The organism is Pseudoduganella aquatica, from assembly GCF_020865585.1.
Classification (GTDB): domain Bacteria; phylum Pseudomonadota; class Gammaproteobacteria; order Burkholderiales; family Burkholderiaceae_D; genus Rugamonas; species Rugamonas aquatica_A.
In genome coordinates this window covers 600,375-625,051 of record NZ_CP086370.1, presented here as the reverse complement: position 1 = coordinate 625,051, position 24,677 = coordinate 600,375, and the positions used below count along the sequence as shown (strand labels likewise).

The window sequence follows — 24,677 nt, the reverse complement described above, 5'->3', positions numbered from 1 at the left end:
AGGGCGGATTAGCGGGGGGCGCCGAGCCAGCGTAATCCGCCGTGCGGGGCCGCTGGACTCAAGCGCCGTAAAAGGTCTTGCCCGACTGCGCCATGGCGCGCAGCAGCGCGGGCGGCGCAAAGCGCTCGCCGTGGCTGGCGGCCAGCCGTTCGCAGCGCGCCAGGAAGGCCGCCGCGCCGTCCCTGTCCACCTCGCTCAGCGGACCGCCCCGGAAAGCCGGGAAGCCCCAGCCCAGTATCGCGCCCACGTCCGCGTCGCGCGCGGTGGTCAGCACGCCCTCCTCCATGCAGCGCACGGCTTCCACCGCCTGCACCGCGATCAGGCGCTCCACCAGCTGCGCCGGGTCCGGCTGCGCGGCCGCGCGCGGGAAGTGCTCGGCCAGCCCCGGCCACAAGCGCTTCTTGCCCGCCTCCGGATAATCGTAGTACCCCTGCCCCGCCTTCTTGCCGATGCGCCCCAGCTCCACCATGCGCGCCGCCACCGCGTGGCCGGGACGGCCCTGGTAGGCCGCGCCCAGGTCCAGCCGCGTCTGGCGGTCGATCTTGTGTATCAGCTCGCTCGACACCTCGTCCGTCAGCGCCAGCGGCCCCACCGGCATGCCCGCCTGCAGGCCGGCGTTGTCGATCAGCGCCGGCGCCACGCCCTCGGCCAGCATGGCCAGGCCTTCCAGCACATAGGTGGAAAACACGCGGCTGGTGTAGAAGCCGCGCGCGTCGTTGACGACGATGGGCGTCATGCCCAGCGCCTGCACCAGGTCCAGCGAGCGGGCCAAGGTGGCCGCGCTGGTCTGCTTGCCGACGATGACTTCCACCAGCGGCATCTTGTCCACCGGCGAGAAGAAATGCAGGCCGATAAACTGCGCCGGCCGCGCGCTCGCCTCCGCCAGTCCGCTGATCGGCAGGGTGGACGTGTTGGACGCATAGATGGCGTCCGCCCCCAGCACCGCCTCCGCCCGCGCGTTGACGGCCGCTTTCAGCGCGCGGTCCTCGAACACGGCTTCGATGACGATATCGCAGCCCGCCAGCTGCGCGTAATCCGTGGTGGGGGTAATGCGCGCCAATAACGCCGCGGCCTGCTCCGGCGTGCCCTGCCCGTGCGCCGCCTGCTTCTCCAGCAGCGCCTGCGAGTAAGCCTTGCCCTTGTCCGCATCGGCCTGCGCGCGGTCGATCAGCACCACCTGCAAGCCCGCCTGCGCCGCCTTGTAAGCAATGCCCGCGCCCATCATGCCCGCGCCCAGCACGCCCACCTTGGTGTACTTCTGCTGCGGCACGCCGGCCGGGCGCGCGGCCAGTTTATTCGCCTCGCCCATGCTGAAGAACAGGGTGCGTATCATGGCTTTCGCTTCCGGCGACAGCACCGTCTGCACAAAGTAGCGCGCCTCCGTCATCAGGCCGGTGTCGATATCGGTGATCAGGCCCTCGTAGACGCAGGACAGGATGTTGTGCGGCGCCGGGTAATTGCCCCAGGTCCTGGCGTGCACCAGGGCGTTGGCCGCCATGATGGCCTGCTGCACCGCCGGCGACGCCACCGCGCCGCCCGGCACCTTGTAGCCCTTCACGTCCCACGGCTGCTGCACGCGCTCGGACGGCGCGGCCAGCATCGCGTCGTGCAGCCAGGCGCGCGCGGCCTCCTGTTCGCCGCCCGGCGCCACCACGGCGTGCAGGATGCCGGCCTTGAGCGTGTCCGCCGCCTTCAGGCGCTTGCCCTCCAGCAGCAGCGGCAAGGCCTTCTGGATGCCGATCAAACGCGGCAAACGCTGCGTGCCGCCGCCGCCCGGCAGCAGGCCCAGCGTCACTTCCGGCAGGCCGAAGCGCGCCTTGGGATTGTCCGCCGCCACCCGGTAGTGGCCCGCCAGCGCCAGCTCCAGGCCGCCGCCCAGCGCCGAGCCGGGCAAGGCCATGGCCACCGGCTTGCCGCAGTTCTCCAGCTTGCGCAGCGCGCGGTGCAAGCGCATCACGCGTTCGAACAGCACCGCCGCGTCGTCCGTAGCGCTCAGCCATTCCAGGTCGCCGCCGGCGATGAAGTCCCGCTTGGCCGACGTCATCAATATGCCTTTCACGGCGCCGTCCGCCGCCGCCTCGTCTATCAGGTCGCACAGCATCTGGCAGCTTTCGGCGTTCAGCACATTCTGGCTGCGGCCCGCCATGTCCCAGCTCAGCACCGCGATGCCGCTGGCCTCTACAGTTACGCTTATCATGCGCAGCTCCTCAAATGCGTTCAATAATGGTGGCCGTGCCCATGCCCGCGCCCACGCACAGCGTGGCCAGGCCGGTGGACACGCCGCGGCGTTCCATTTCGTCCAGCAGCGTGCCCAGTATCATGGCGCCGGTCGCGCCCAGCGGGTGGCCCATGGCGATGGCGCCGCCGTTCACATTGATCCTGTCGTGCGGCACCGACAGCACGTCCATAAAGCGCAGCACCACCGAGGCGAAGGCTTCGTTCAGTTCCCACAGATCGATGTCGGCCGCTGTCATGCCGGCGCGCCTGAGCGCCTTCTCGGCCGCGTAGCTCGGGCCGGTGAGCATGATGGACGGCTCTGAGCCGATGGACGCGAAGGCACGGATGCGCGCGCGCGGCTTCAGGCCCGCCCGCTCGCCCGCCGCGCGGCTGCCGATCAACACCGCCGCCGCGCCGTCCACGATGCCGGAACTGTTGCCCGCATGGTGGATGTGCTGCATCTGTTCGATTTCCGGATAGCGCTTGCGGATCACGGCGTCGAAGCCGAACTGCTCGCCCATGTCGGCAAAGGCGGGCTTGAGCGCGGCCAGCGTGGCGGCCGTGGTGTCCGGCTTGATGAATTCGTCGCGCGCCAGGATGGTCAGGCCGTTGCGGTCCACTACCGGCACCACGCTGCCGTTGAACCAGCCCTGCTGCTGCGCGTGGTGGGCGCGGCGCTGGCTTTCGGCGGCGTAGGCGTCCGCGTCGGCGCGGCTGTAGCCGTGCAGGGTGGCGATGGCGTCCGCCGAGATCCCCTGCGGCACGAAGTGGGTCTTGAACGCCACTTGCGGGTCCACCGGCCAGGCCCAGCCGCTCGCGCCCATGGGCACGCGCGACATGGCTTCCACGCCGCCGCCAATGGCCATGTCGGACTGGCCCGCCATCACCTGCGCGGCGGCCATGTTGACCGCCTCCAGGCCGGAGGCGCAGAAGCGGTTGATCTGCACGCCCGCCACGCTCTGCGCGTAGTCCGCCGCCAGCACCGCGATGCGGCCTATGCAGGCGCCCTGCTCGCCCACCGGCTCCACGCAGCCCAGCACCACGTCGTCCACCAGCGCGGTGTCGAGCGCGTTGCGCGCCGCGATAGCGCGCAGCGCCGTTTCGGCCAGCCGTATCGGCGTCACGCCGTGCAGCGAGCCGTCCTTCTTGCCCTTGCCGCGCGGCGTGCGCACGGCGTCGTAGATGTATGCTTCCATGCTGGTCTCCAGTGCTGGTATCTTGCTTACAGGCTGCGGCTGATCAGCTCTTTCATGATCTCGCTGGTGCCGCCGTAGACGCGCTGCACGCGGGCGTCGGCCCAGGCGCGCGTGATCGGGTATTCCCACATATAGCCGTAGCCGCCGTGCAGCTGCACGCAGCGGTCCAGCACCTTGAACTGCATCTCGGTGGCGGCCAGCTTGGCCATGGAGGCGGTGGCCGCGTCCAGCTGCTTCTCCAGCAGCAGCTCGATGCAGCGGTCCACGAACACGCGCATGCAGCTGATCTCGGTCTTGATCTCGGCCAGCGTGTGCGCCACGGTCTGGAACTCGGCCAGCGCGCGCTTGAAGGCCTTGCGCTCGCGCGTGTACTGCAGCGTCCAGTCCAGGCCCGCCTCGGCCGACGTCACCGCCATGATGGCGATCTGCAGGCGCTCCCACGGCAGCTCCTGCATCAGGTAGGCGAAGCCGCGCCCCTCCTCGCCCAGCAGCCTGGCGGCCGGCACGCGCAGATTGTCGAAGAACAGTTCGGAGGTGTCCTGCGCCTTCATGCCGGCCTTCTTCAGGCGCTTGCCTTTCGAGAAGCCCGCCATGCCGGTATCGACCACGAACAGGCTGATGCCTTTCGCGCCGGCCGCCGGGTCGGTCTTGGCCACCACGATCACCACGTCCGCATGCCAGCCGTTGGTGATAAAGGTCTTGGAGCCGTTCAGGATGTAATGGTCGCCGTCGCGGATCGCCGTGCTCTGCACGCCCTGCAGGTCGGAGCCGGTGCCCGGCTCCGTCATGGCGATGGCGCCCACCATCTCGCCGCTGGCCAGCCTGGGCAGGTAGTGCGACTTCAGCTGCTCGCTGCCGTAGTGCAGGAGGTAGGGCGCCACGATTTCCGAATGCAGGCCGAAGCCCAGGCCGGTGGCGTTGACGCGCGCCTGCTCCTCGATCAGCACCACGCTGTAGAGCTGGTCCGCGCCGGCGCCGCCGTACTGCTCCGGCATGCTGGCGCACAGGAAGCCGGCGGCGCCCGCCTTGCGCCACACTTCGCGGTCCACATAGCCCTGCTCCTCCCAGCGCTCGTGGTGGGGCAGCACCTCGGTTTCCATAAAGCGGCGCGCGGACTGGCGCAGCATCTCGTGTTCTTCCGTGAACAGGGTGCGGGGAATCACTGTCGTCTCCTTTGTTTTAGGTCATATGACCTATATTTTCAGCTATGTTGACCTGTTTTCAGGAAAAGCGCAATCCGGCGTGGCCCGGCCTGCCTTCGCAGGCCTGGAGGGAAATGATATATTGATAATTTTGAATTCAAGAGGCAAAGATGAGAGAAGAACCGAGCTTGGGCTCCGTGGAAGGGCTGGCTGCCAGCCAGCGCTGGCCGGCAGCGGCGGCCTGGCTGCGCGGCGGCGCCTTCACCTGGAAGGAGCTGCTGGTGCTGCTCGTGCTCGGGGCGATTGCCAACCTGTATTTCCTGTCCACGCTGTCGGTGTCCATCGACGACGAGCTGGCCGCCGTGCGCAGCAACCACGGGGTCTGGCTGGCGCAAGGCCGCTACACCATCTATCTCATCGAATCCTGGCTGGTGCCGCAGCCGGCCGTGCCGTTTTCGCCCTACTTGCTGCTGGTGCTATGCCTCGCCCTCAGCCATATGCTGCTGGTGCGGGCGCACGGCTACGCGGTCTCGTGGAAGACTTACGCCGCATTTCCGGCCTTCGTCACCTCGCCGGTGCTGTGGCTGATCTCCGAATTCGCCGCCAATGTACCGGCCCTCGGCCTGGGGCTGCTGGCCGTGGCGCTGGCCGTCCATGTGCTGTGCGACCACTCCCCGCGCATCTTCGCGCCGGCCGGCTGGCGCCGCACGGCATGCGCTGCCTTGCTGCTGACCTTTGCCGCCGGCGCCTACCAGTCGCTGCTGGTCCTGTTCGTCACCGCCATGGCCGGCGTCGCCCTGGTGCATTGCCAGCGCTCGGAACTGGCCAGCCGGGAGCTGCTGCGGCCGCTGCTGCGGGGCGCGGTGCAAACCGTGCTGTGCGCCTGCGTGGCCGGCGTGCTCTACCTGCTGATCAACAAGACCGCCCTGGCGCTGCTCGATACCGGCTCCAGCAAGTATGTGGAAAAATTCTTCCAGCCGCACAACCTGACCGCCCCCTTGTGGCTGGCGCACGCGCTGCTCATGTCGGCGCTGAAAATCTATGCCGGCTCGGCCACCGTGTTTGGCGCCACGCTGTGGGCGGCCGGCCCCTTGCTGGCGGTGGCCTGCGCCTGCGTGCTGGCCACCGCGCGCCGCAAGCTCCTGCCGCTGGCCGCCCTGCTGGTGCTGGTGCTGGGCGCGCCCTTCCTGCTGCACCTGGCCGCCGCCACGCCGGACCTGCCCATGCGCACCGTGGTCGCCCTGCCCTACATCGCCTGGCTCACCGCCCTGCTGGTGCTGCACGCCCGGCAATCCCAGCTGGCGGCGGCCGGCGCCCTCCTGCTCGCGCTGTACCAGCTGCAGGTCATCAACCTGACGTCCCAGTACACCGCCGCCGCCACCATCGCCCAGGCGGCCGAACGCCACACCGCGCTGGCGCTGGGCGCGCGCCTGGCCGAACTCGCCCCTCCCGGCGAGACGCCGCCCGCCATCATCCTCGACACCTACGGCCATCTGCTGGAATCGCACCAGACCGTTTATGCGACGGCGCCCACCAACACCACCGCCGGCTCGCACTTCGGCTGGGACAAGGGCAATCTGCAGCGTGTGGTCGCCTTCATGAAGATCATGGGCCATCCCGGCATCCAGGCCATGCCGCCGGAGCAGCGCGGCGCCAACACCGCGCAGTTCGAGCAAATGCCGGTGTGGCCGCGCGCGGGCTCGGTCGTGCGCGACGGCGACCGCTACCTGGTCAAGCTTGGCCCGTCGGCGGACGCGGCCCATGGCGGCCCGGCCACGCCTCCGCACTGAAGGCTAAGGGGCGGCGCGGTCCTTCCAAACTGCCGCTTGCGTTTCTAGGTCATATGACCTATATTTCCCGGTAGGCAAAACCACCCAGGAAAAGCGCAAGCGGCCATGACCATGCAACGCAAGGAATCGAACACCACCACCAAGGGCCAGGAACGGGCCAGCGCCATCCTGTCGGCCGCCCACGAGATCCTCGGCACCGAGGGCTATGCGGCGCTGTCCATGCGCAGCGTGGCGCTGCGGGTGGGCGTCAGCCTGTCCAATGTGCAGCACTACTATCCCAGCCGCGAAGTGCTGCTGGAAGCGCTGCTGAACCAGACTTTCAACGGCTACCAGGCCGCCGTCGATGAACGCCTGTCGCAGCAAGGCGACAAGTCCGGCATGGCCGTGTTCCAGTCCATCATCGATTACTTCCTGGACGACTTGCGCGACCAGATTTCCAGCGGCCTGTTCTTCGAAATCGCCGCGCTGGCCAACCGCCATCCTTATGCCGCGCAGATGTTCGACGGCATGCTCACGCGCGCGCGCCGCACCACGCGCAACCTGATCCGCGACATTGCGCCCCAGCTCACGCCGGCCCAGGCCGAGATCCGCGGCGCGCTGATCGTGTCGCAAATTATCGGGCTGATGATCTTCCTGTCCGACACCCGCCCCAAGCATGAGGAACTGGCCGAGCTGCAAAGGGAAGCCACTGCCGCCATCATGCGCATCGCCTTCAACTAAACCACGGAGTCCCCATGAGCACTGCCCCGCGCCGCAAACTCAGCGAGCTGTTCAGCCGCGACGACATCGCCGCGCTCACCGCGCGTTCCGACTGGGCCGGCGCGCGCGCCGTGCTGTTCACCTGGGGCGTGATCGCGCTGTGCTTCGCGCTGCTGGCCTGGCAGCCGCATCCGCTGATGTGGCTGGCGGTGCTGGTGGTGCTGGGCGGACGCCAGCTCAGCCTGGCCATCCTGATGCACGACGCCGCGCACGGCACGCTGTTCCAGCGCCGCTGGCTCAACGAGGTGCTGGCGGACTACCTGTGCGGCAGCCCGGTCGGCGTGGATATCCAGCGCTACAAGCGCCACCACCTGGTCCACCACGGCAAGACCGGCACCGGGGAGGATCCGGACCGCAGCCTGTCCGCGCCCTTCCCCGCCACGCGCGCCTCGCTGGCGCGCAAATTCCTGCGCGACCTGAGCGGCGTGTCCGGCCTGAAGCGCGAATACGGCCTGCTGCTGATGAACCTGGGCCTGCTGCGCTGGACCGTGGCCAGCGACGTGCAATGGCTGCCGCGGCAAGGCCGCCGCTGGCGCGACTATGCGCGCGACGGCGTCCGCAACAGCTGGAAATACCTGGCCTTCCACGCCCTGCTGCTGGGCCTGCTGGCCGCCGCCGGCCACGCCTGGCTCTACCAGGCCTGGCTGGGCGCCTACCTCAGCACCTACAGCCTGTTCATGCGCATCCGCTCGATGGCCGAACACGCGTGCACCGCGCCCGGCAGCGACATGCTGCGCAACACGCGCACCACCCGCGCCGGCCTGCTGGCGCGCGCCACGGTGGCGCCGCTGCGCGTGAACTTCCATATCGAGCACCACCTGATGCCGGCCGTGCCCTACCACCGCCTGCCCGCCATGCACGCCATGCTGCGCGCGCGCGGCGCGGTGGACGCGCCGCCCGGCTACCTGGACGTGCTGCGCCTGGTGTCCACACCGGGCCGCGCCGCGGGCGCCTGAACCGGGCGCGCTAAGGCTGGGCCGGCGGGGCCAGCGCGATGCAGTTCTTGCCTTGCCGCTTGGCGCCGTACATGGCGTGGTCGGCGCGCGACAGCAGGCCCTCCAGGGTCTCCGTGTCGTGCGGCTGGTGCAGCGCCACGCCGATGCTGGCGCTGAGCGCGACCTCGGTGGTCCGCAGCGTGTACGGCGCGCGCAGCAGCGGCATGATCTTGGCCGCCGTTTCCTCCGCGTCCGGCGGATAGGCCAGCAGTTCAAGCAGCACCACGAATTCATCGCCGGCCAGGCGGGCCACCATGTCGGTCTTGCGCACGCAGGCCAGGATGCGCGCGCCGACCTGGCGCAGCAGCTCGTCGCCTTCGTCGTGGCCGTGGGTATCGTTGACGCCCTTGAAGCCGTCCAGGTCCAGGAACAGCACCGCGCAGGCCTTGCCGGTGCGGCGGGAACGGTTGAGGGCGGCCTGCAGCGCCGCCATCAGCGCGCGCCGGTTCGGCAGGCCGGTCAGCATGTCGCGCATGGCGATCGCCTCCAGTTCGGCGGTGCGCGCCGCCACCTTGGCCTCCAGTTCCTCGTTCATGGTCTGCAGCGCGGACAGATGCTGCTCCTCGGCTTGCAGCAGGTGGCGCATGGCGCGCGACAGCACGCCGGCCTCGCGGAAGCCGTCCAGCACCGGCACGTCGGCAGCGGCGGTGCCGCCGGCGCCGGCCGCGCGCGCCTCCATCAGTTCGCTCAAGGCATTCATGGGCCGCGCCAGGCGGCGCGCCAGCCAGGCCGCCGTGCCCGCCAGCGCCAGGCCCAGCGCCAGGCTGAGCCACAAAATGCGGCGCTCCAGCTTGTGCCAGTCCGCCATCGCGGCATGCTCCGGCTGGCGCACCAGCACCACCCATTGCAGCGAAGCCAGATCCTGCGCGCGGCCGGTGCGGCTGTAGCCGGTCACGTAGCGGCGCCCGTCCGGCCACACCTCCTGCAGGAAGCCGGTCTGGCCGTCCAGCGCCAGCGCCAGGCTGGCGGTGGCCAGCTTCTGCTCCTCCATGCCTTGCGGGCCGAGCAGCACGGTGCCGTCGTCGCGCAGCACGATGATTTCCGCGCCGTACTCGCGCAGCGCCGGCGTGATCAGGGTGCGGGCCAGGCGGCGCGCCCAGTCCCAGCTCAGGTGCACGCCCAGCACGCCGCGCGCGTCGCCGTTGGCCTGCGTGACGGGCGCGGCCACGTCGACAAAGCGCCAGGGATCGGCGGACTGCGGCAGCAGTTTGCCCAGCAGCACGGCCGGGTGGTAGTCGGCGGCGCGCAGGCCCGCCTTGCCCTTCTGGAACCAGGGCCGTGCGCTGACGTTGGCGCCCTCCAGCATGCCGCCGGTGGCGGCGTACACCACGCCGCCGTTGTCGGCCATGCCTATCCAGGCATAGTCGGGGAAGGTCTTCTGCAGGCTGTCGAGCGCCGCGCGCACCTCGGCCGGCGCGCGCGCCTCGCGCACCTGCTGCAGTTCGGACAGCTGCTGCACGTCGCCGGCGGCCTGGGCCACCACGCGGTCGAGCGAATCGCGCATCTGCCAGGACAGCTGCTGCAGCCGCAGCCCGGCTTCCTTGCCGGCATAGCGGATGGCGTAGTGGTTGATCAGCCCCAGCAGCAGCAACACGGTCGCCGCCACAATGGCGGCCGTGCCCAGGGTAACCAGGGTGGCCAAACGGGGCGGCGCCATCTTGCTTGGCTCGGGCATGCCTGCGTCCTTATTCCGATAAACGTGCCCGACAGCTTACACCTTGCAAGCCTCTGCTGGCCAGCGCCTCAGCAGCAGCAGGCAAATAATGGCCAGCAGCGCGAAAATGGCGCCGCTCAGCAAGGTGAGGCGGTAGTCGTGGCCGGACAGGTCCAGGATCGGGCCTTGCGCGCTGCTGACCAGGATATTGCCGAACACCACCATCAAATCCTTGGTGGAGTTGTACTGCACGAAGCGGGCGCGCGGAAACAGCGCCATCGGCATGGACGAGGCCGCCGTAAAATAGGCGCCGGAAATAATGATATGCGCCATGTAGAACACGCGGAAGCTGTCTGCGCCGCGCACGGCCAGGTAGCCCAGCGCGGCGGCGGCGCAGTACAGGCCCATGAACACGGCCGACACGCGCACCGCGCCGTAGCGGTCCGCCAGCCAGCCCACGCCGAAGGCGGAGGCGATGGAGAAGGCGTAGCCGTAGGCCGTCATGCCGCCCAGCGCGGCCTTGGAGATGCCCATCATCTGCGCGTAGTACTGGCAGAAGGTGTTGAAGGGGCTGAAGGTGACGCAGGCGAATATGAAGGCCGCCACCATCCAAAGATAGGGCCGGTAGCTAAAGCATTCCAGGATATGGGCGCGCGGCACGAGCAGCGTGCAGCGGCCGCGCGGCCCGCCCGGAGGCGGCGCCGCCTGGCCCGGCGGGCACACTTCCTTGACGGTGGCGCACATGACCAGGATGGCCAGCGCGAACACCACGCCGATGGCGGCCAGGATCTCGGCCAGGTAGTGGTCGGTCAGCGCGAACACCCAGGTGTTGTAGACGATGCCCAGGCTGAGCCCGACGATGCGGAAGCCGGCGAAGAAGCGCCCCAGCAGCCCCTGCGGCACCACGTCGTTGACCAGGCCGGTAAACAGCGAGGCGGCGCTGATGGCGGCGCATTCGAACACGGTCCAGAACAGGCAGAACCAGCCCAGGTTGCACACCCGCGCGCCGGGCGAGGCGGCGCCCAGCGCGGCGTCGGTCCAGGCGCCCAGCACGGGCGAGAGCGCCAGGCCCAGCATGGCCGCGCAGCCTATCGGCGCGATCGCCAGCAGGAAGGGACGGCGCCGGCCCCAGGCGCTGCGGAAGCGGTCCGAGTGGTAGCCGATAAAGGGCACCAGCAGCACGCTCAGCACGGCCGGAATGGTGGCCAGCAGCAACGAGGTGGTGGTGTCCGAGGCGGCGTTGCGGCGCAGCAGCTCCAGGCCGCTGGGCAAGGCCACGCGCTCGCGCATGGCGATGCCCAGGTCGCCCAGCATCAACCAGCAGCCGATGGCGAACAGGCCGGCGGCGGTCAGCGGCAAGGCGGCGGAAGCCCTGCCACTGGACAGCGCGGCGCCGTCGGCGGACATCAGGCCGCCGGGGCCGGGCCGGTGGAATTGCGCACCACCAGCTCCATCGGGAAGGCCAGCTTCTTGGAAGCCACGGGCGCGCCGTCTATCATCGCCACCAGCTCGTCCACCGCGCAGGCCGCCATCTGGGCCAGCGGCTGGCGCATGGTGCTCAAGGTGGGGAACACGCCGCTGGCGGTGGGGATGTCGTCGAAGCCGATGACCGAGATCTGGGCCGGCACTTCCAGCCCCCGGCTGTGGATGGCGTCGATGGCGCCGAAGGCCATTTCGTCGTTGGCGGCGAAGATGGCGGTGGGCAGCTGCTCCAGCGCCAGCAGCTGCTCGGTGGCCGCGTAGCCGCCGGCCTGCACGAAGCGGCCTTCCACCATCAGCTCCGGCAGCACCGGCAGGCCGGCGGCGGCCAGCGCGTCGGCATAGCCCTTCTGGCGCTGCCCGCTCTGGCCGGTGGCGCGCGAGCCGCCGATAAAGGCGATGCGCCGGTGGCCCAGGCCGATCAGGTGCTCGACGGCGGCGCGCGCCGCCTCGCGGTTCTCCACCGCCACCACGGGCACGCTCACGTCGCGCGCGTCGAAGCTGAAGAACACGGCCGGGATGCGCTGCCGCTCGATCACCTCCAGGTAGCCGTCCTCGCCGTTGGGCAGCAGCAGCACCAGCCCGTCGCACAGCTTGCTCAGCATGTCGCAGGTGGGCGCGCGGCCGGGGCCGTCGAAACGCTCGGCGTTGAAGATCAGGATGTCGTAGCCGATGTTGCGCGCTTCCTGGCTGATGGCCTTGGCGATCTCGTGCACCACCAGCGAGCCGTAATTGTTGACGAACACGCCGATCAGCTTGCTCTTGTCGCCGCGCATGCGGCGCGCCAGCATGTCGGGCGTGTAGTTGAGCTGGGCCGCCGCCGCCAGCACGCGCTCGCGCGCCGCCTCGGACACATAGCCGTTGCCCCGGATCGCGCGCGAGGCCGTGATCGGCGACACGCCGGCGATCTTGGCCACTTCACTCAGTTTGCTGGCTTTGCCCATGCTTGTTTCCACCGCTGATATGCAATGTGGTCACGATACCACATCCACCGCCGTCCTTCCAATAATCAATTCGTCATAAAAATCAACGGCTTAAAAGATTGCTCAAAAAGATGAGCAATGCGCATGGCATGCCGTTCCGGATAGGGTGGTAACGTGACCATACGGTACTGACAACAATATCAAAGGTACTGGGGAGATGGATTGAATGTCGTTCACTTGGAGGAGCACATGAAGAAAACAATATTGGCCACCCTGCTGCCGGCCGCCCTGGCCGCCGCTTACGGCGGGTCCGCCCTGGCGCAGGAAGCCGCGGCATCGGCAGCGGCCGCGCCGGAAAACACCGTGGTGATCACCGGTTTCCGTTCCAGCCTGCAAAAAGCGCTGAACCTGAAGATGCAGGCCATCGGCGTGCGCGATTCCATCGTGGCGGAGGACATCGGCAAATTCCCCGAGGCCAATGTGGCCGAATCGCTGCAGCGCGTGCCGGGCGTGATACTGAACCGCGACGAAAGCTCGGCCGAAGGCCAGCGCATTTCCATCCGCGGCCTGCCCACCGAGTATTCGGTCACCACGCTGAACGGCGCGCCGGTCAACACCACCTCCACCAGCACCATCGGCTCGGCCGCGCGCGGCTTCAACTACGACGTGTTCGCCTCCGAGCTGTTCGGCCGCGTGGACTTCTACAAATCGCCGCTGGCCGAGCTGACCGAAGGCGGCCTGGGCGGCATCGTCGACCTGCAGACGCCGCGCCCCTTCGACAATCCCAAGCGCACCGTGCGCTATGCGCTGTCCGAGTCCTACAACACCACCTCCAAGCACGCCGACCCGAGCGGCTTCGCGCTGTACTCCAACACCTGGAACGAGTTCGGCTTCCTGATCGGCGGCTCGCACGGCTCCAGCGTGAACAACCGCTCCGGCTTCGAAGCCACCGGCGGCTACAACAGCTCGGCGCGCGGCAGCCAGAGCCCGGTCAAGGGCAACTTCGCCGTCACGCTGGACTATGACGATCCGCGCGCCAACCTGGGCGCCTACACCCGCGCCCAGGTCGACAACGCGCTGCTGCCGCGCATCTACCGCTTCTACGGCTCGGCCAACGACCGCACGCGCGACGGCCTGGTGTCCTCGCTGCAATACAAGAGCGGCGGCCTGAACCTGAGCCTGGACACGCTGTACTCGAAACTGAAAAACACGCGCGACGAGATGTACTTCGGCCTACTGGTACGCAACAGCAAGACCACCAACCCCGCCGCGCCCGCCGGCCAGGCCGGCCACAACGGCTTCGTGCCGATGAACGTGAAGATCGATCCCGAGTCCAATCTGTTGACCGGCACCTTCGGCAACACCTCCTACAGCAGCGGCGTCACCTACAGCCAGGACGAAACCAAGTTCGGCTATGTCTCGCTGAACGGGCGCTGGGCCGCCAGCGACACCCTGGTGCTGAGCGGCCAGCTGAGCAGCAACGACAGCAAGGCCCTGAGCTACCAGGACACCCTGTCCGGCCAGATCTTCGGCGTCACCTCCACCATCGACTACGGCTCGGACCACGTCTACCCCTCGCTGTCGTCGACCTCCAGCTACACCGACCTGAACAACTACCAGGGCTTCGACATCGGCACCGGCTGGACCCGCGAAACCGACAAGGCCAAGCAGGGCCGCCTGATCGCCGACTGGGACTACCAGCTGCCCGGCGAATGGAAGGGCCACCTGAAAGCCGGCGTGAGCTATGTGGACACCACCAAGGGCATCAACAAGCGCAACGGCACCGCGCTGGCCAAGGCCACCATGAACCAGCTGGGCACGGCCGGCATCCGCAGCGGCATGACCACGCAGCTGCCGATCGGCAACCTGGACATGGGCGCCGGCTGGCCGCACGCCTGGGGCACGTTCACGCGCGACTACGCCTATTCCACCTTCAATCCGCTGGTCAACAACGCCGAGTCCACCTTCACCCCGGCGCAGAGCTTCACGGCGGGCGAGAAAGTCACCACCGGCTTCGTGCAGTCCGACTTCAGCGGCAAGGTGTTCGAGCACGACCTGCGCTTCAACGCCGGCCTGCGCTACTCGCGCACCGAGACCGATATCGACAACTACAAGCAGCAAGGCGCCAGCCTGGTGTACGCACCCAACACCGAGTCCGGCTCCTACCACAACCTGCTGCCCGCCTTCAGCGCCGCCTTCGACGTGAGCGACAACCTGATGTGGCGCGCGTCCTGGGGCAAGACCATCAGCCGCGCCTCGCTGTCCATCATCGCCGCGCAGACCGTGATCCCGAATCCCTTCGACAACTCGGCCACGGCCGGCAATCCCAACCTGCGTCCGCAGCAGTCGAAGAACCTGGACACCAGCCTGGAGTGGTACTTCCAGCCGGGCAGCCTGCTGTCTGCCGCCTACTTCAAGAAGGACCTGACCGACGCCACCGTGGCCAACACCAGCAACACCACCTTCGGCGCGCTTGGCCTGCCGGACACGGCGCTGGGCGCCATCTTCCAGAACGCGCAAGGCAAGGTCGACCCCAACCTGCCGATGACCTTGCGCAGCTACACCAACGCCGGCCAGCAGACGCTGAAAGGCTACGAGCTGGCCTACCAGCAGGCCTTCAGCTTCCTGCCGGAACCGTTCAAGGGCTTCGGCGCGCTGGCCAGCTATACCCACATCAATCCCTTCAACAGCGCCAAGTGGATCACCAACGCGGGCAAGGAGATCGAGGTGAACTCGGTGCCGAAGTACGCCTACAGCACCACGGCCTATTATGAAAACGGCCCGCTGGCGGTGCGCCTGTCCTACAACTACAAGGGCCGCTCCCTGCACGGCGACAACCCTCGCAACCTGGGCGACGACCTGATACGCTGGCGCGCAGCGCGCGGCTACCTGGACGGCAACATCAGCTACAAGATCAATGACATGCTGGAACTGCGCATTGATGCGATGAACCTGTCCAACACGCTGAGCTACGACTACTTCGAAGACGCCTCCGGCCAGTTCGGCAGCGGCAAGAAGACCCGCATGGACTACGCCAAGTACGACGGCCGCACCATCAAGTTCGGCATACGCGGCAAACTGTAAAGGAAAGCAAGCAATGACCCTGACCACCCGCCTTGCCGCCGCCGCCTTTGCCGCCTTTGCCGTCCTCACCGCGCCCGCGCGCGCCGGCGGTGACAGCCCGGTGCGCATTGTCGACGTCGCGCCTGGCTGGGCAGGCAACTCGGTCAATGCGGTCGTGTTCCGCAAAAACTCCCTGGTCACGCATGGCGGCACGCAGTACATCGCCTTCTACGACCAGGAAGCCTGGCTGGTGCTGGGCAAGCGCCAGCTGGGCAGCGAACAGTGGCAGCTGCAGCGCACCCAGTACCAGGGCCGGGTGCGCGACGCCCACAACAGCATCAGCCTCATGGTGGACGGCGCCGGCTTTCTGCACCTGGCCTGGGACCTGCACAACCAGCCGCTGCGCTACGCGCGCTCCACCGCCCCCGGCGCGCTGACGCTGGGCGACACCACGGCCATGACGGGGCAGCAGGAAAACTCCGTCTCCTACCCCGAGTTCTACCGCCAGCCGGACGGCAAGCTGCTGTTCCTGTACCGCGACGGCGGCTCCGGGCGCGGCGACCTGGTGATGAACCGCTACGACCCGGCCGCAGTCTCCGGTTCCGGCTGGACCCGGCTGCACAGCAAACTCATCAGCGGCGAGGGCCGGCGCAGCGCCTACACCCAGGCCTTCCTGGACCACCGGGGCACGCTGCACCTGTCCTGGGTCTGGCGCGAATCGCCGGACGTGGCCAGCAACCACGACATGGCCTACGCCCGCTCGCGCGACGGCGGCGCGACCTGGGAAAAGTCGACCGGCGAGCGCTACACGCTGCCGATTACGGTAGCCACCGCCGAGTATGCGGCACGCATCCCGCAAAACAGCGAGCTGATCAACCAAACCTCGATGTCGGCCGACAAGGACGGCAATCCCTACATCGCCAGCTACTGGCGCGACGCGGCCTCGCCCGCGCCGCAATACCGCGTGCTCTACCTGGACGGCGGCGCATGGAAGCAACTGGCCCTGGACTTCCGCAAGCAGCCCTTCTCGCTGAGCGGCATGGGCACCAAGGCCATCCCGATTGCGCGGCCGCAGATCATGGTCAACATCCAGCACGGCAAGCCGTCCGGCCTGCTGATCTTCCGCGACGCCGAGCGCGGCAGCAAAGTGTCGGCCGTGCGCATCAGCGACTTCGGCCGGGCGCACTGGAACGTGCTCGACCTCGACAGCGCCACTGTGGGCGCCTGGGAACCCAGCTTCGACACCGAGCTGTGGCAGCGCAGCGGCGAACTGAACCTGTTTTTGCAAACCGTGCAGCAAGTCGACGGCGAAGGCGTGGCCCAGGCCGCCCCCTCCACCGTGCGCGTGCTGCAATGGACACCGAACTTCTGACTCCCCATCCACGCAAGGATCACGACATGATGAGAAGACGACTTTGTTTGAAAGCGGCGCTGGCCAGCGTGGCGGCCCTTTCCGCGGGCTGCACGCTGGGCGGCGTGGCTGCGCCTGCCCCCGCCGGCGCAGTAAAAAAAGCCGACGTGCTGGCCGCGCTGCGCCTGGCAAACGACTACTGGCAGCGCAACAACAGCCCCGCGCTGTGGTCGTTCTGGGACGTGGCCGCCTACCACACCGGCAATATGGAGGCCTACTACCTCACCGGCGAGGAGCGCTACCGCCAATACTCCACCGCCTGGGCCGAGCACAACCAATGGAGTTCGGCCCGCTCGGACGTGAAGGCCGCGTGGAAATACACCTACGGCGAAACCAGCGAGCACGTGCTGTTCGGCGACTGGCAGGTCTGCTTCCAGACCTATATCGACCTGTACAACCTGGACCCGGCCAAAGACCCGCGCAAGATCGCCCGCGCGCGCGAAGTGCTGGAATACCAGACCGGCACGCCCAACAACGATTACTGGTGGTGGGCGGACGGCCTGTACATGGTGATGCCGGCCATGGCCAAGCTCTACAAGGTAACCGGCGAGCGGCGCTACCTGGACAAGCTGCACGACTACTTCCTGTTCGCCGACCAGCTAATGTATGACCAGGAAGCCGGCCTGTACTACCGCGACGCCAAATACATCTACCCCAAGCACAAGAGCAGCAACGGCGGCAAGGACTTCTGGGCGCGCGGCGACGGCTGGGTGTTCGCCGCGCTGGCCAAGACCCTGCCCTACATTCCGCAGGACCACCCCTCCCGCCCGCTGCTGGTGGCGCGCTTCCAGCGCATGGCCCAGGCCCTGAAACCGGCGCAGCAGGAGCAAGGCTACTGGACCCGCAGCCTGCTCGACCCGGCGCACGCGCCCGGCCCGGAAACCAGCGGCACCGCCTTCTTCACCTATGCCTACCTGTGGGGCATGAACCAGGGCCTGCTGAGCCAGGCGGAGTACGCGCCGGTGGTCAAGCGCGCCTGGACCTATTTGAGCCGCACCGCGCTGCAGCCGGACGGCAAGCTGGGCTACGTGCAGCCCATCGGCGAGCGCGCCATTCCGGGCCAGGTGGTGGACCAGAACGCCACCGCCTCCTTCGGCGTGGGCGCCTTCCTGCTGGCCGCCGCCGAACTGGCGCGCTTCCTCGACAAGCAAACTTTGAGCTAATCCATGACACTACAGTTCTCTCGCCGCCGCCACCTGCAAGGGGCGGCGGTTGCAGCAGCCACCACGCTGCTGCCTTTTTCTTCCAGCGCCCAGGCCGCCGCGCGCTTCGCCATCGGCCCGGACGACTTCCTGCTCGACGGCAAACCGCTGCAGATCCGCTGCGGCGAAATGCACTTTGCCCGCGTGCCGCGCGAGTACTGGCGCCACCGCCTGCAAGCCATCAAGGCCATGGGCCTGAACACCGTGTGCGCCTACCTGTTCTGGAACTACCATGAATGGCGCGAGGGCAAGTACGACTGGAGCGGCCAGCGCGACGCGGCCGAATTCTGCCGCCTGGCGCAGCAGGAAGGCCTGTGGGTGATACTGCGCCCCGGCCCCTACGCCTGCGCCGAATGGGAAATGGGCGGCCTGCCGTGGTGGCTGCTGAAACAGCCCGGCGACGCCTTCCTGCGCACCCGCAGCGACGCCTTTGTGCAGCCGGCGCGGCGCTGGCTGCGCGAGGTGGGCCGCGCGCTGGCGCCCATGCAGATCACGCAGGGCGGCCCCATCCTCATGGTGCAGGTGGAGAACGAATACGGATTCTTCGGCGAAGACCTGGACTACCTGCGCGTGATGCGCCAGGCGCTGCTGGACGCGCGCTTCGACGTGCCGCTGTTCCAGTGCAACCCCACCAACGCGGTGGCGAAGTCGCATATCCCCGAGCTGTTCTCGGTGGCCAATTTCGGCAGCGATCCGGCCACCGGCTTCAAGACGCTGGCCCAGGTGCAGCGCGGCCCGCTCATGTGCGGCGAATACTATTCCGGCTGGTTCGACACCTGGGGCGCGCCGCACCGGCGCGGCTCGGCCGACAAGGCCGTGGCCGACATCCAGGCCATGCTCAAGGCCAACGGCTCCTTCAGCCTCTACATGGCGCACGGCGGCACCACCTTCGGCCTGTGGGGCGGCTGCGACCGTCCCTTCCGCCCGGACACCAGCAGCTACGACTACGACGCGCCCATAGGCGAAGCCGGCTGGACCGGCGACAAGTTCACGGCCTACCGCGACGGCATCACGCCGCTGCTGCCGGCCGGCGAAACGCTGCCGGACGCGCCGGCGCGCATGCCCGTCATCACCATCCCCGCCTTCGCACTGCAGGAAAGCGCCGCCGTGATGGCCAACCTGCCCGCGCGCGCCATCAGCGACGTGTCGCCCAAGCCTATCGAGCAGTACGACATCAGCCGTGGCCTGGTGGCCTACCGCGCCACCCTGCCCGCAGGACCGGCCGGCGTGCTGGCGGCGGCCAAGGTGCGCGACCTGGCCTGGGTCTTCGTGGACGGCAAGCAGCTGGGCACCATGGACACGCGCCACCGCCGCTTCAAGGTGGCGCTGCCTGCGCGCGGCAAGCCGGTCACGGTCGACATCCTGCTGTACACGATAGCGCGCGTGAACTTCGGCGTGGAGATCCACGACCGCAAGGGCCTGCACGGTCCGGTCACGTTCACGCCGCAGGAGGGTGAAGCTCAGGCAGTGGAAAACTGGACCATCCGCGCCATCGACTTCGACGCGGACGGCGTGCTGCCGCCGCTGGCATGGAAGCGCAGCCGCGCGCAAGGCCCGGCCTTCTGGCGCGGCAGCTTCAGCGTGGACAAGACCGGCGACACCTTTCTCGACATGGCCGGCTGGGGCCAGGGCGTGGTGTGGATCAACGGCCGCTGCCTGGGCCGCTACTGGAGCATAGGGCCGACGCAGACCATGTATCTGCCCGGCCCGTGGATCAAGCGCGGCCGCAACGAAGTGGTGGTGCTGGACCTGACCGGCCCGCGCAGCGCGCGCATCGCCGGACTGGCCGTGCCGGTGCTGGACCAGCTGCGCCCCGAGCTGGACCTGGCCCGCCCGCCCAGCACCGCCAGGCTGCAGCTGGACGGCGCCGCGCCGGTGCATGCGGCCGAGTTCGCGCCCGGCTCCGCCACGCAGCAGGTGATGTTCGCCGCGCCCGCCAGCGGCCGCCAGTTCTGCCTGGAATCGCTGAGCGCCTTCGACGGCAAGAGCTACGCCGCCGTGGCCGAGATCGCCCTGCTGGACAAGGCGGGCAAGCCGCTCAACCAGTCGAGCTGGACCATCGCCTACGCCAGCAGCGAGGAGGCGCGCAAGGAGGACGGCTCGGCGCTCAACGCCATCAACGGCCAGAACACCGACTACTGGCACACGGCCTACACCGGCGCGGCGGCCAGCACTCCGCATCCGCACCGCATCGTGATCGACCTGGGCAAGACGGTGGACGTGGCGGGCCTGCGCTATGTGCCGCGCCAGGGCACGGCCGAAGTCACCGGGCGCATCAAGCAATACCGCATCTATATCGGCGACCAGCTCGTCACGGGCAACTAGGAGAAACCATGGAACGACGCAACTTCATGCGCACGCTGGCGGCCGGCACCGCCGGCTCGGCAATGACCGGCCTGATGGGCGCCAGCGGCAACGCGGCCGCTGCGGCCCCAGCCAGCGCGGCCGCCGGCAGCGACCGCGCCTACCTGCTGGGCCTGCTGCAAAAAATGTCGGACCCGGTGCTCGGCCCCATGTCCCAGGGCCAGCTTCACAAAAAATTCGCGCTGGAACTGAGCCCCACCTGGGACGGCCGCGATACGGCCGTGGCCTACCTGGAATGCTATGGCCGCCTTATCGCCGGCATTGCACCCTGGCTGGCCCTGCCTGCCGACGCCACGCCGGAAGGCCGCTACCGCCAGCGCATGCAGCAGATGGCGCTGCAAAGCTACGTCCACTCGGTCGATCCGGCCAGCCCGGACTGCCTGCTGTGGAAAGGCCCCGGCCAGATCCTGGTGGACTCCGCCTACTACACCAACGCCCTGATGCGCGCGCCCAAGACGCTGTGGGAGCCGCTCGACAGCACCACCAAGCAGCGCATCATCGCCGCCATCAAGGGGCTGCGGCGCATCGAACCGCCCTACATCAACTGGATGCTGTTCGCCGCCATGAACGAAGCCTGGCTGATGTCCATCGGCGAGGAATACGACCCCATGCGCATGAACGTGGCGATCCGAAAAATCAACGAATGGTATGTGGGCGACGGCTGGATCAAGGACGGCGAAGCCTTCCACTTCGACTACTACAATTCCTACGTGATGTACCCGATGCTGGTGGAAATCCTGGACGTGCTGGCCAAGTTCAAGGGACCGTTCTGGAACGGCAAGCCGGAGGAGCTGCAGGCCCAGGCCGTGAAGCGCATGCAGCGCTACAGCGAGCACCTGGAACGCTTTATCGGCACCGACGGCAGCTACCCGCCCATAGGCCGTTCGCTCACCTACCGCACCGCCGCTTTCCAGCCGCTGGCCCTGCTGGCCTGGCGCAAGCAGCTGCCGCCGTCGCTGCCCGAAGGCCAGGTGCGCGCCGCCCTGCACGCGGCGCACAAAGCCATCTGGACCGAGCCCAGCAACTTCACCAAGGACGGCTACCTGACCATAGGCTTCGTCGGCCACCAGCCGGAGCTGGGCGACTGGTACTCCAACAACGGCAGCATGTACATCGCCTCCGCCACGCTGCTGCCGCTAGGCCTGCCGGAAAGCGATTCCTACTGGACCGCGCCGGCGCAGGACTGGACACAGAAGAAAGCCTTTGCCGGCAAGAAGTTCCCCAAGGACTACCACGTGAGCTTCTAGGCGGCTAGTAAGTCTCCTTGTTGATCATGAAGTGCATGCGGAAGGCGATATCCAGTATGGTCCTGGCCGTCGCCGACGCTTCCTCCGCAGGCATGCGCAGCTGGCGCGCGTAGTGCTGCGCCAGCGCGCGCTCGGCCACGTCATATTGCGCCAGGATGGACGCGTAGAGTTTCTTGTTGGCCTTGTCCTGCTGCGACCATTCCAGCAAGTTGTCGTCCACCTCGGTGCGGGTGTTGTAAGGCGTTTCCGTCACCCAGGGCCGCAGCACGGCGTTGGCCCAGGCCTGCTGCACGCTGGCGCGCACCCGCGCGGTGGGCTGCCAGGGGCCGTCGTCCTTGCCGCTGCCCAGCGTGCGGTCGAGCAGCGCCGCCAGCTTTTGCAGCGCCGGCGGGAGCAACTGCTCCGCGCGCTTCACCTGAGGACGGAACTGGACTTCGCAAGCCAGCTTGGGTTGGCCCGAGGCGGTCAGATACACCTTCCAGTTGCCCGAGAAGCCGCCCGGCTCGGCGATATACATCATCCACAGGCCGCCGCTTTCGTTGCTGAAGATAAAGGGCGCGCGCCAGCCGTCGCTGAAGGGTACGCCCAGCCTGGCGTTGCGCTCGTCCAGCGAAGCGCCGAAGTAGTCCTTCACGCTCATGGCCTGGTCCACCACGCGTACCCTGTGCATATCCCCGCGCCAGCCGAAAGGCACTTCCTCCACCACCAGCCGCTTGCCGTTGGCGGGCGCGGTCTGCCAGTAGATGCTGCGCGGCTTGTATTCGGGCAAGGGCACCTGGGTGAAGACTTCGGCATCGAATTCGAGCACATCGCCGGCGGTCACGCTGGTGCTCTTGGGGGCCAGCACCAGGTCGCTGCTGAAATCGTCCGGGATCGCGTCCGGATGCGTCCACGGCAGCACGCTGCCGGACTGATGCGCCAGCTTGGCCAGCTGCAGGGCAGCCTGGCACTCGGCCACGTTTTTTCCATTTTCCAGCCGAGGCCATTCCTGGGCCGCGGCGCCGGCCGACGCCAGCGCCAAAGCCAGCGTGGCCGCCGTACCGTAATACAATTTATCCAGATTCATGGCATTCCATTTGATTCAGACATGCCCATCTTACAACGGAAGCGAATCCGGACCGTCCCCGCTGCCTACTGTTCCGCTTCCGGGAAGGCGTTGGTGGCGCGCGCGCCCCACAGCGCGTAGAACAGCACGTACAGTTCGCATGCCGCAGTCAGCAGGAAAGAGGTCTGCAGGCCGTAGATGTCGGCCAGCCAGCCCTGCACCACCACCAGCGCGCCGCCGGCGATGGCCATGATCAGCAGGCCCGCGCCTTCCTCGGTCAGCGGACCCAGGCCTTTGATGCCCAGCGTGAAGATGGTGGGGAACATAATGGAATGGAACAGGCCCACGGAAATCAACGCCCACATGGCGGTCGGGCCGGTGCTGAAGGTGGCCACCAGCATCACGATGCAGGCGCCCACGCTGGCGGCGGCCAGCACGTGTTCGGCGGAAATGGAACGCATCAGCACGCTGCCGATGAAGCGGCCCACCATCATGCCGCCCCACAGCAGGAACAGGTAGTGCGACGCCTGCTCATGGTTGACATTGCCGATGTCGGGCTGCGAGACGAAGTTGATGAACAGATTGGCCACGCCGATTTCGGCGATCAGGTAGATGAAGATGGCCGGCACGCCGAACACCAGGTTGCGGTGGCGCCACAGCGAGTGCGAGGCGCGCTCGGCCTTGGACACGCGGCTGGTGGCCGCGCCCATTTCCGGCAGCGGGAAGCGCGCGATGATGACGGCCAGCACCACCAGCACGCCCGCCACGATCAGGTAAGGCAGCTGCACCGCCTGTGCGTCCGCCAGGCGCTCGGCCTGGGTCAGCACCTGGTCCGCGCCCGCCGTACCGGCGTTGGAGCGGCCCAGGATCAGGTAGCCGCCGAACAGCGGCGCGAACATGGTGCCCAGCGAGTTGAAGGCCTGCACCAGGTTCAGGCGCGAGGACGCGGTCTGCGGCGTTCCCACCACGGCCACGTAGGGATTGGCCGCCACTTGCAGCAGCGTGATGCCGCAGGCGATGACGAACAGCGCCACCAGCGTGACGATGTAGGACGGCAGGCGCGCGGCCGGTATCATCATCAGCGCGCCCAGCGCCATGATGGACAGGCCCACCACCAGCGACTTCTTGTAGCCGACGCGCTCGATCAGGCGCGCGGCCGGGATGGAGGCGACAAAGTAGGCAATGAACCAGACCGACTCGATCAGCGTGGTCTGCGTGTAGTTCAGCTCGAACACGCTGCGCAGGTGCGGCAGCAGCGTGTTGTTGATGACGGTGATAAAGCCCCAGGTGAAGAACAGGCTGGCAAGCAGCGACATGGCCGACTTGTAGCTGGCGGTGGCGGGCGCTTGCCCGGTGGAATTGGTACTAACGGAAGCAATCGGCGCAGCCACGGAACGTCCCCTGGAATCTTATTTTGGAGCCGTCCATGCTAGAGGGTTCTGCTATTCAATACCAATAACTAAATTGCGAGGATCTATATCGATTTTGATATTAGTCGCGGTCCGGCGCACCCAGCGGAAACAGCGGCCGGAACACGCGCGCCTCGTCCACCGCGCGGGCCACGGAGGGCCGGGCCAGCAGGCGCGCGCGATAGGCGCGCAGCAGCGGGTACTGCTCGCCTATCCTGTGGGTCCAGTCCGCGTAGAACAGCGACGGGGCGGCCGCGCAGTCGGCCAGCGTGAACGCCTCGCCGGCGGCCCAGGTCTGTCCCGCCAGATGGCTTTCCAGCCAGGCATAGGCCAGTTCCAGCTTGCCGGTGGCAAAGGCCAGCGCCTCTTCCCGCTTGGCCGCCACGCCGGTCAGCGCGCCGCCCACCGCATGCTGCATGGGGCTCATGACGTGCAGGTCGAAGAAGCGGTCCAGGAAACGCACGTCCAGCGCGGCCATGGGCTCGGCGGGCAGCAGCAGCACGGGTCCGGCATGCGCCAGCTGCAGATACTCGATGATGATGCTGCTCTCCGCCACCTGGCGCTCGCCGTCCAGCAGCAGCGGGAACTTCTGCAAGGGCCAGCGCCGCAGCCACTCCGCCGCATGCTGCGGCGTATCCGGCCCCAGGGTGCGGAAGTCAAACGACAGGCCGTTTTCGTACAGGGCGATCAACACCTTCTGCGTGTAGGAGGAAAACGGATGGCCATACAGTGCGAGCTCGCTCAAGATTCATCTCCTTGTTGTTGTACTTTTCCCATGGCT

The 24,677-nt window shown here is 67.7% G+C and carries 17 protein-coding genes; 8 read left to right on the top strand and 9 right to left on the bottom strand.

Features of this window, described 5'->3' with window-relative positions:
• Positions 1-58: 58 nt before the first annotated feature.
• The 3 genes from KT882_RS02760 to KT882_RS02750 are packed head-to-tail and all read right to left on the bottom strand — an operon-like array spanning position 59 to position 4,576.
• Complete coding sequence (locus tag KT882_RS02760; RefSeq protein ID WP_228894325.1) at positions 59-2,197, bottom strand: 3-hydroxyacyl-CoA dehydrogenase NAD-binding domain-containing protein; 2,139 nt, start codon at positions 2,195-2,197, stop codon at positions 59-61.
• A 10-nt stretch (positions 2,198-2,207) separates the two neighbouring features.
• Complete coding sequence (locus KT882_RS02755) at positions 2,208-3,413, bottom strand: acetyl-CoA C-acetyltransferase (RefSeq protein ID WP_228894324.1); 1,206 nt, start codon at positions 3,411-3,413, stop codon at positions 2,208-2,210.
• Positions 3,414-3,439: 26 nt separating this feature from the next.
• Complete coding sequence (locus KT882_RS02750) at positions 3,440-4,576, bottom strand: acyl-CoA dehydrogenase family protein (protein WP_228894322.1); 1,137 nt, start codon at positions 4,574-4,576, stop codon at positions 3,440-3,442.
• Positions 4,577-4,725: 149 nt separating this feature from the next.
• Here KT882_RS02750 and KT882_RS02745 point away from each other — a divergent pair, with 149 nt between their 5' ends.
• From KT882_RS02745 to KT882_RS02735, 3 genes are all read left to right on the top strand, one after another.
• A complete protein-coding gene (locus tag KT882_RS02745) occupies positions 4,726-6,345 on the top strand; it encodes a glucosyltransferase domain-containing protein (protein ID WP_161074394.1) in 1,620 nt (539 codons plus the stop codon).
• Positions 6,346-6,450: 105 nt separating this feature from the next.
• Positions 6,451-7,065, top strand: a complete 615-nt coding sequence (locus KT882_RS02740) for a TetR/AcrR family transcriptional regulator (RefSeq protein ID WP_161074395.1) — start codon at positions 6,451-6,453, stop codon at positions 7,063-7,065.
• Positions 7,066-7,079: 14 nt separating this feature from the next.
• Positions 7,080-8,060 carry a fatty acid desaturase family protein gene (locus KT882_RS02735; protein WP_161074396.1) on the top strand — a complete coding sequence of 327 codons (981 nt, stop codon included), beginning with the start codon at positions 7,080-7,082 and terminating at the stop codon, positions 8,058-8,060.
• 10 nt (positions 8,061-8,070) lie between these two features.
• Here KT882_RS02735 and KT882_RS02730 read toward each other — a convergent pair whose 3' ends face one another.
• From KT882_RS02730 to KT882_RS02720, 3 genes are read right to left on the bottom strand one after another with little or no spacing between them, the layout of a single operon-like run.
• On the bottom strand, positions 8,071-9,774 hold the full coding sequence (locus tag KT882_RS02730; RefSeq protein WP_161074397.1) for a sensor domain-containing diguanylate cyclase: 1,704 nt from the start codon (positions 9,772-9,774) through the stop codon (positions 8,071-8,073).
• Positions 9,775-9,810: 36 nt separating this feature from the next.
• On the bottom strand, positions 9,811-11,160 hold the full coding sequence (locus KT882_RS02725) for an MFS transporter (protein ID WP_228894320.1): 1,350 nt from the start codon (positions 11,158-11,160) through the stop codon (positions 9,811-9,813).
• The gene (locus KT882_RS02720) at positions 11,160-12,176 is read right to left on the bottom strand and encodes a LacI family DNA-binding transcriptional regulator (protein WP_161074399.1); all 1,017 of its coding nucleotides are present in this window, start codon (positions 12,174-12,176) and stop codon (positions 11,160-11,162) included. Before KT882_RS02720 ends, KT882_RS02725 begins: the two co-directional genes overlap by 1 nt.
• A gap of 228 nt (positions 12,177-12,404) precedes the next feature.
• Between KT882_RS02720 and KT882_RS02715 the strand changes: the two genes are divergently transcribed.
• From KT882_RS02715 to KT882_RS02695, 5 genes are read left to right on the top strand one after another with little or no spacing between them, the layout of a single operon-like run.
• A complete protein-coding gene (locus KT882_RS02715; RefSeq protein WP_161074400.1) occupies positions 12,405-15,239 on the top strand; it encodes a TonB-dependent receptor in 2,835 nt (944 codons plus the stop codon).
• 13 nt (positions 15,240-15,252) lie between these two features.
• Positions 15,253-16,590 carry a BNR repeat-containing protein gene (locus tag KT882_RS02710; RefSeq protein WP_228894317.1) on the top strand — a complete coding sequence of 446 codons (1,338 nt, stop codon included), beginning with the start codon at positions 15,253-15,255 and terminating at the stop codon, positions 16,588-16,590.
• A gap of 26 nt (positions 16,591-16,616) precedes the next feature.
• Entirely contained in the window at positions 16,617-17,792 is a 1,176-nt protein-coding gene (locus KT882_RS02705; protein ID WP_228894315.1) for a glycoside hydrolase family 88/105 protein, read from the top strand.
• A 3-nt stretch (positions 17,793-17,795) separates the two neighbouring features.
• Positions 17,796-20,156, top strand: coding sequence for a beta-galactosidase (locus tag KT882_RS02700; protein WP_228894313.1), 2,361 nt, complete (start codon positions 17,796-17,798; stop codon positions 20,154-20,156).
• 8 nt (positions 20,157-20,164) lie between these two features.
• Positions 20,165-21,442: a DUF2264 domain-containing protein gene (locus KT882_RS02695; protein WP_228894312.1), complete on the top strand. Its 1,278-nt coding sequence runs from the start codon at positions 20,165-20,167 to the stop codon at positions 21,440-21,442.
• Between the two features lie 4 nt (positions 21,443-21,446).
• Here KT882_RS02695 and KT882_RS02690 read toward each other — a convergent pair whose 3' ends face one another.
• The 3 genes from KT882_RS02690 to KT882_RS02680 all read right to left on the bottom strand — a co-directional run bounded on the left by KT882_RS02690 (position 21,447) and on the right by KT882_RS02680 (position 24,641).
• Positions 21,447-22,508 (bottom strand): hypothetical protein, encoded by a 1,062-nt coding sequence (locus KT882_RS02690; protein ID WP_228894308.1) that lies wholly within the window; start codon positions 22,506-22,508, stop codon positions 21,447-21,449.
• A 65-nt stretch (positions 22,509-22,573) separates the two neighbouring features.
• A complete protein-coding gene (locus KT882_RS02685) occupies positions 22,574-23,878 on the bottom strand; it encodes a sugar MFS transporter (RefSeq protein ID WP_228894307.1) in 1,305 nt (434 codons plus the stop codon).
• A 100-nt stretch (positions 23,879-23,978) separates the two neighbouring features.
• On the bottom strand, positions 23,979-24,641 hold the full coding sequence (locus KT882_RS02680; protein ID WP_161074405.1) for a glutathione S-transferase family protein: 663 nt from the start codon (positions 24,639-24,641) through the stop codon (positions 23,979-23,981).
• Positions 24,642-24,677: the final 36 nt, after the last annotated feature.

Coding starts and splice junctions, on each gene's coding strand:
- KT882_RS02690 (WP_228894308.1), bottom strand. CDS start 22,508: ATGAATCTGGATAAATTGTATTACGGTACGGCGGCCACGCTGGCTTTG.
- KT882_RS02740 (WP_161074395.1), top strand. CDS start 6,451: ATGACCATGCAACGCAAGGAATCGAACACCACCACCAAGGGCCAGGAA.
- KT882_RS02760 (WP_228894325.1), bottom strand. CDS start 2,197: ATGATAAGCGTAACTGTAGAGGCCAGCGGCATCGCGGTGCTGAGCTGG.
- KT882_RS02735 (WP_161074396.1), top strand. CDS start 7,080: ATGAGCACTGCCCCGCGCCGCAAACTCAGCGAGCTGTTCAGCCGCGAC.
- KT882_RS02720 (WP_161074399.1), bottom strand. CDS start 12,176: ATGGGCAAAGCCAGCAAACTGAGTGAAGTGGCCAAGATCGCCGGCGTG.
- KT882_RS02705 (WP_228894315.1), top strand. CDS start 16,617: ATGATGAGAAGACGACTTTGTTTGAAAGCGGCGCTGGCCAGCGTGGCG.
- KT882_RS02745 (WP_161074394.1), top strand. CDS start 4,726: ATGAGAGAAGAACCGAGCTTGGGCTCCGTGGAAGGGCTGGCTGCCAGC.
- KT882_RS02695 (WP_228894312.1), top strand. CDS start 20,165: ATGGAACGACGCAACTTCATGCGCACGCTGGCGGCCGGCACCGCCGGC.
- KT882_RS02700 (WP_228894313.1), top strand. CDS start 17,796: ATGACACTACAGTTCTCTCGCCGCCGCCACCTGCAAGGGGCGGCGGTT.
- KT882_RS02755 (WP_228894324.1), bottom strand. CDS start 3,413: ATGGAAGCATACATCTACGACGCCGTGCGCACGCCGCGCGGCAAGGGC.
- KT882_RS02715 (WP_161074400.1), top strand. CDS start 12,405: ATGAAGAAAACAATATTGGCCACCCTGCTGCCGGCCGCCCTGGCCGCC.
- KT882_RS02725 (WP_228894320.1), bottom strand. CDS start 11,160: ATGTCCGCCGACGGCGCCGCGCTGTCCAGTGGCAGGGCTTCCGCCGCC.
- KT882_RS02710 (WP_228894317.1), top strand. CDS start 15,253: ATGACCCTGACCACCCGCCTTGCCGCCGCCGCCTTTGCCGCCTTTGCC.
- KT882_RS02730 (WP_161074397.1), bottom strand. CDS start 9,774: ATGCCCGAGCCAAGCAAGATGGCGCCGCCCCGTTTGGCCACCCTGGTT.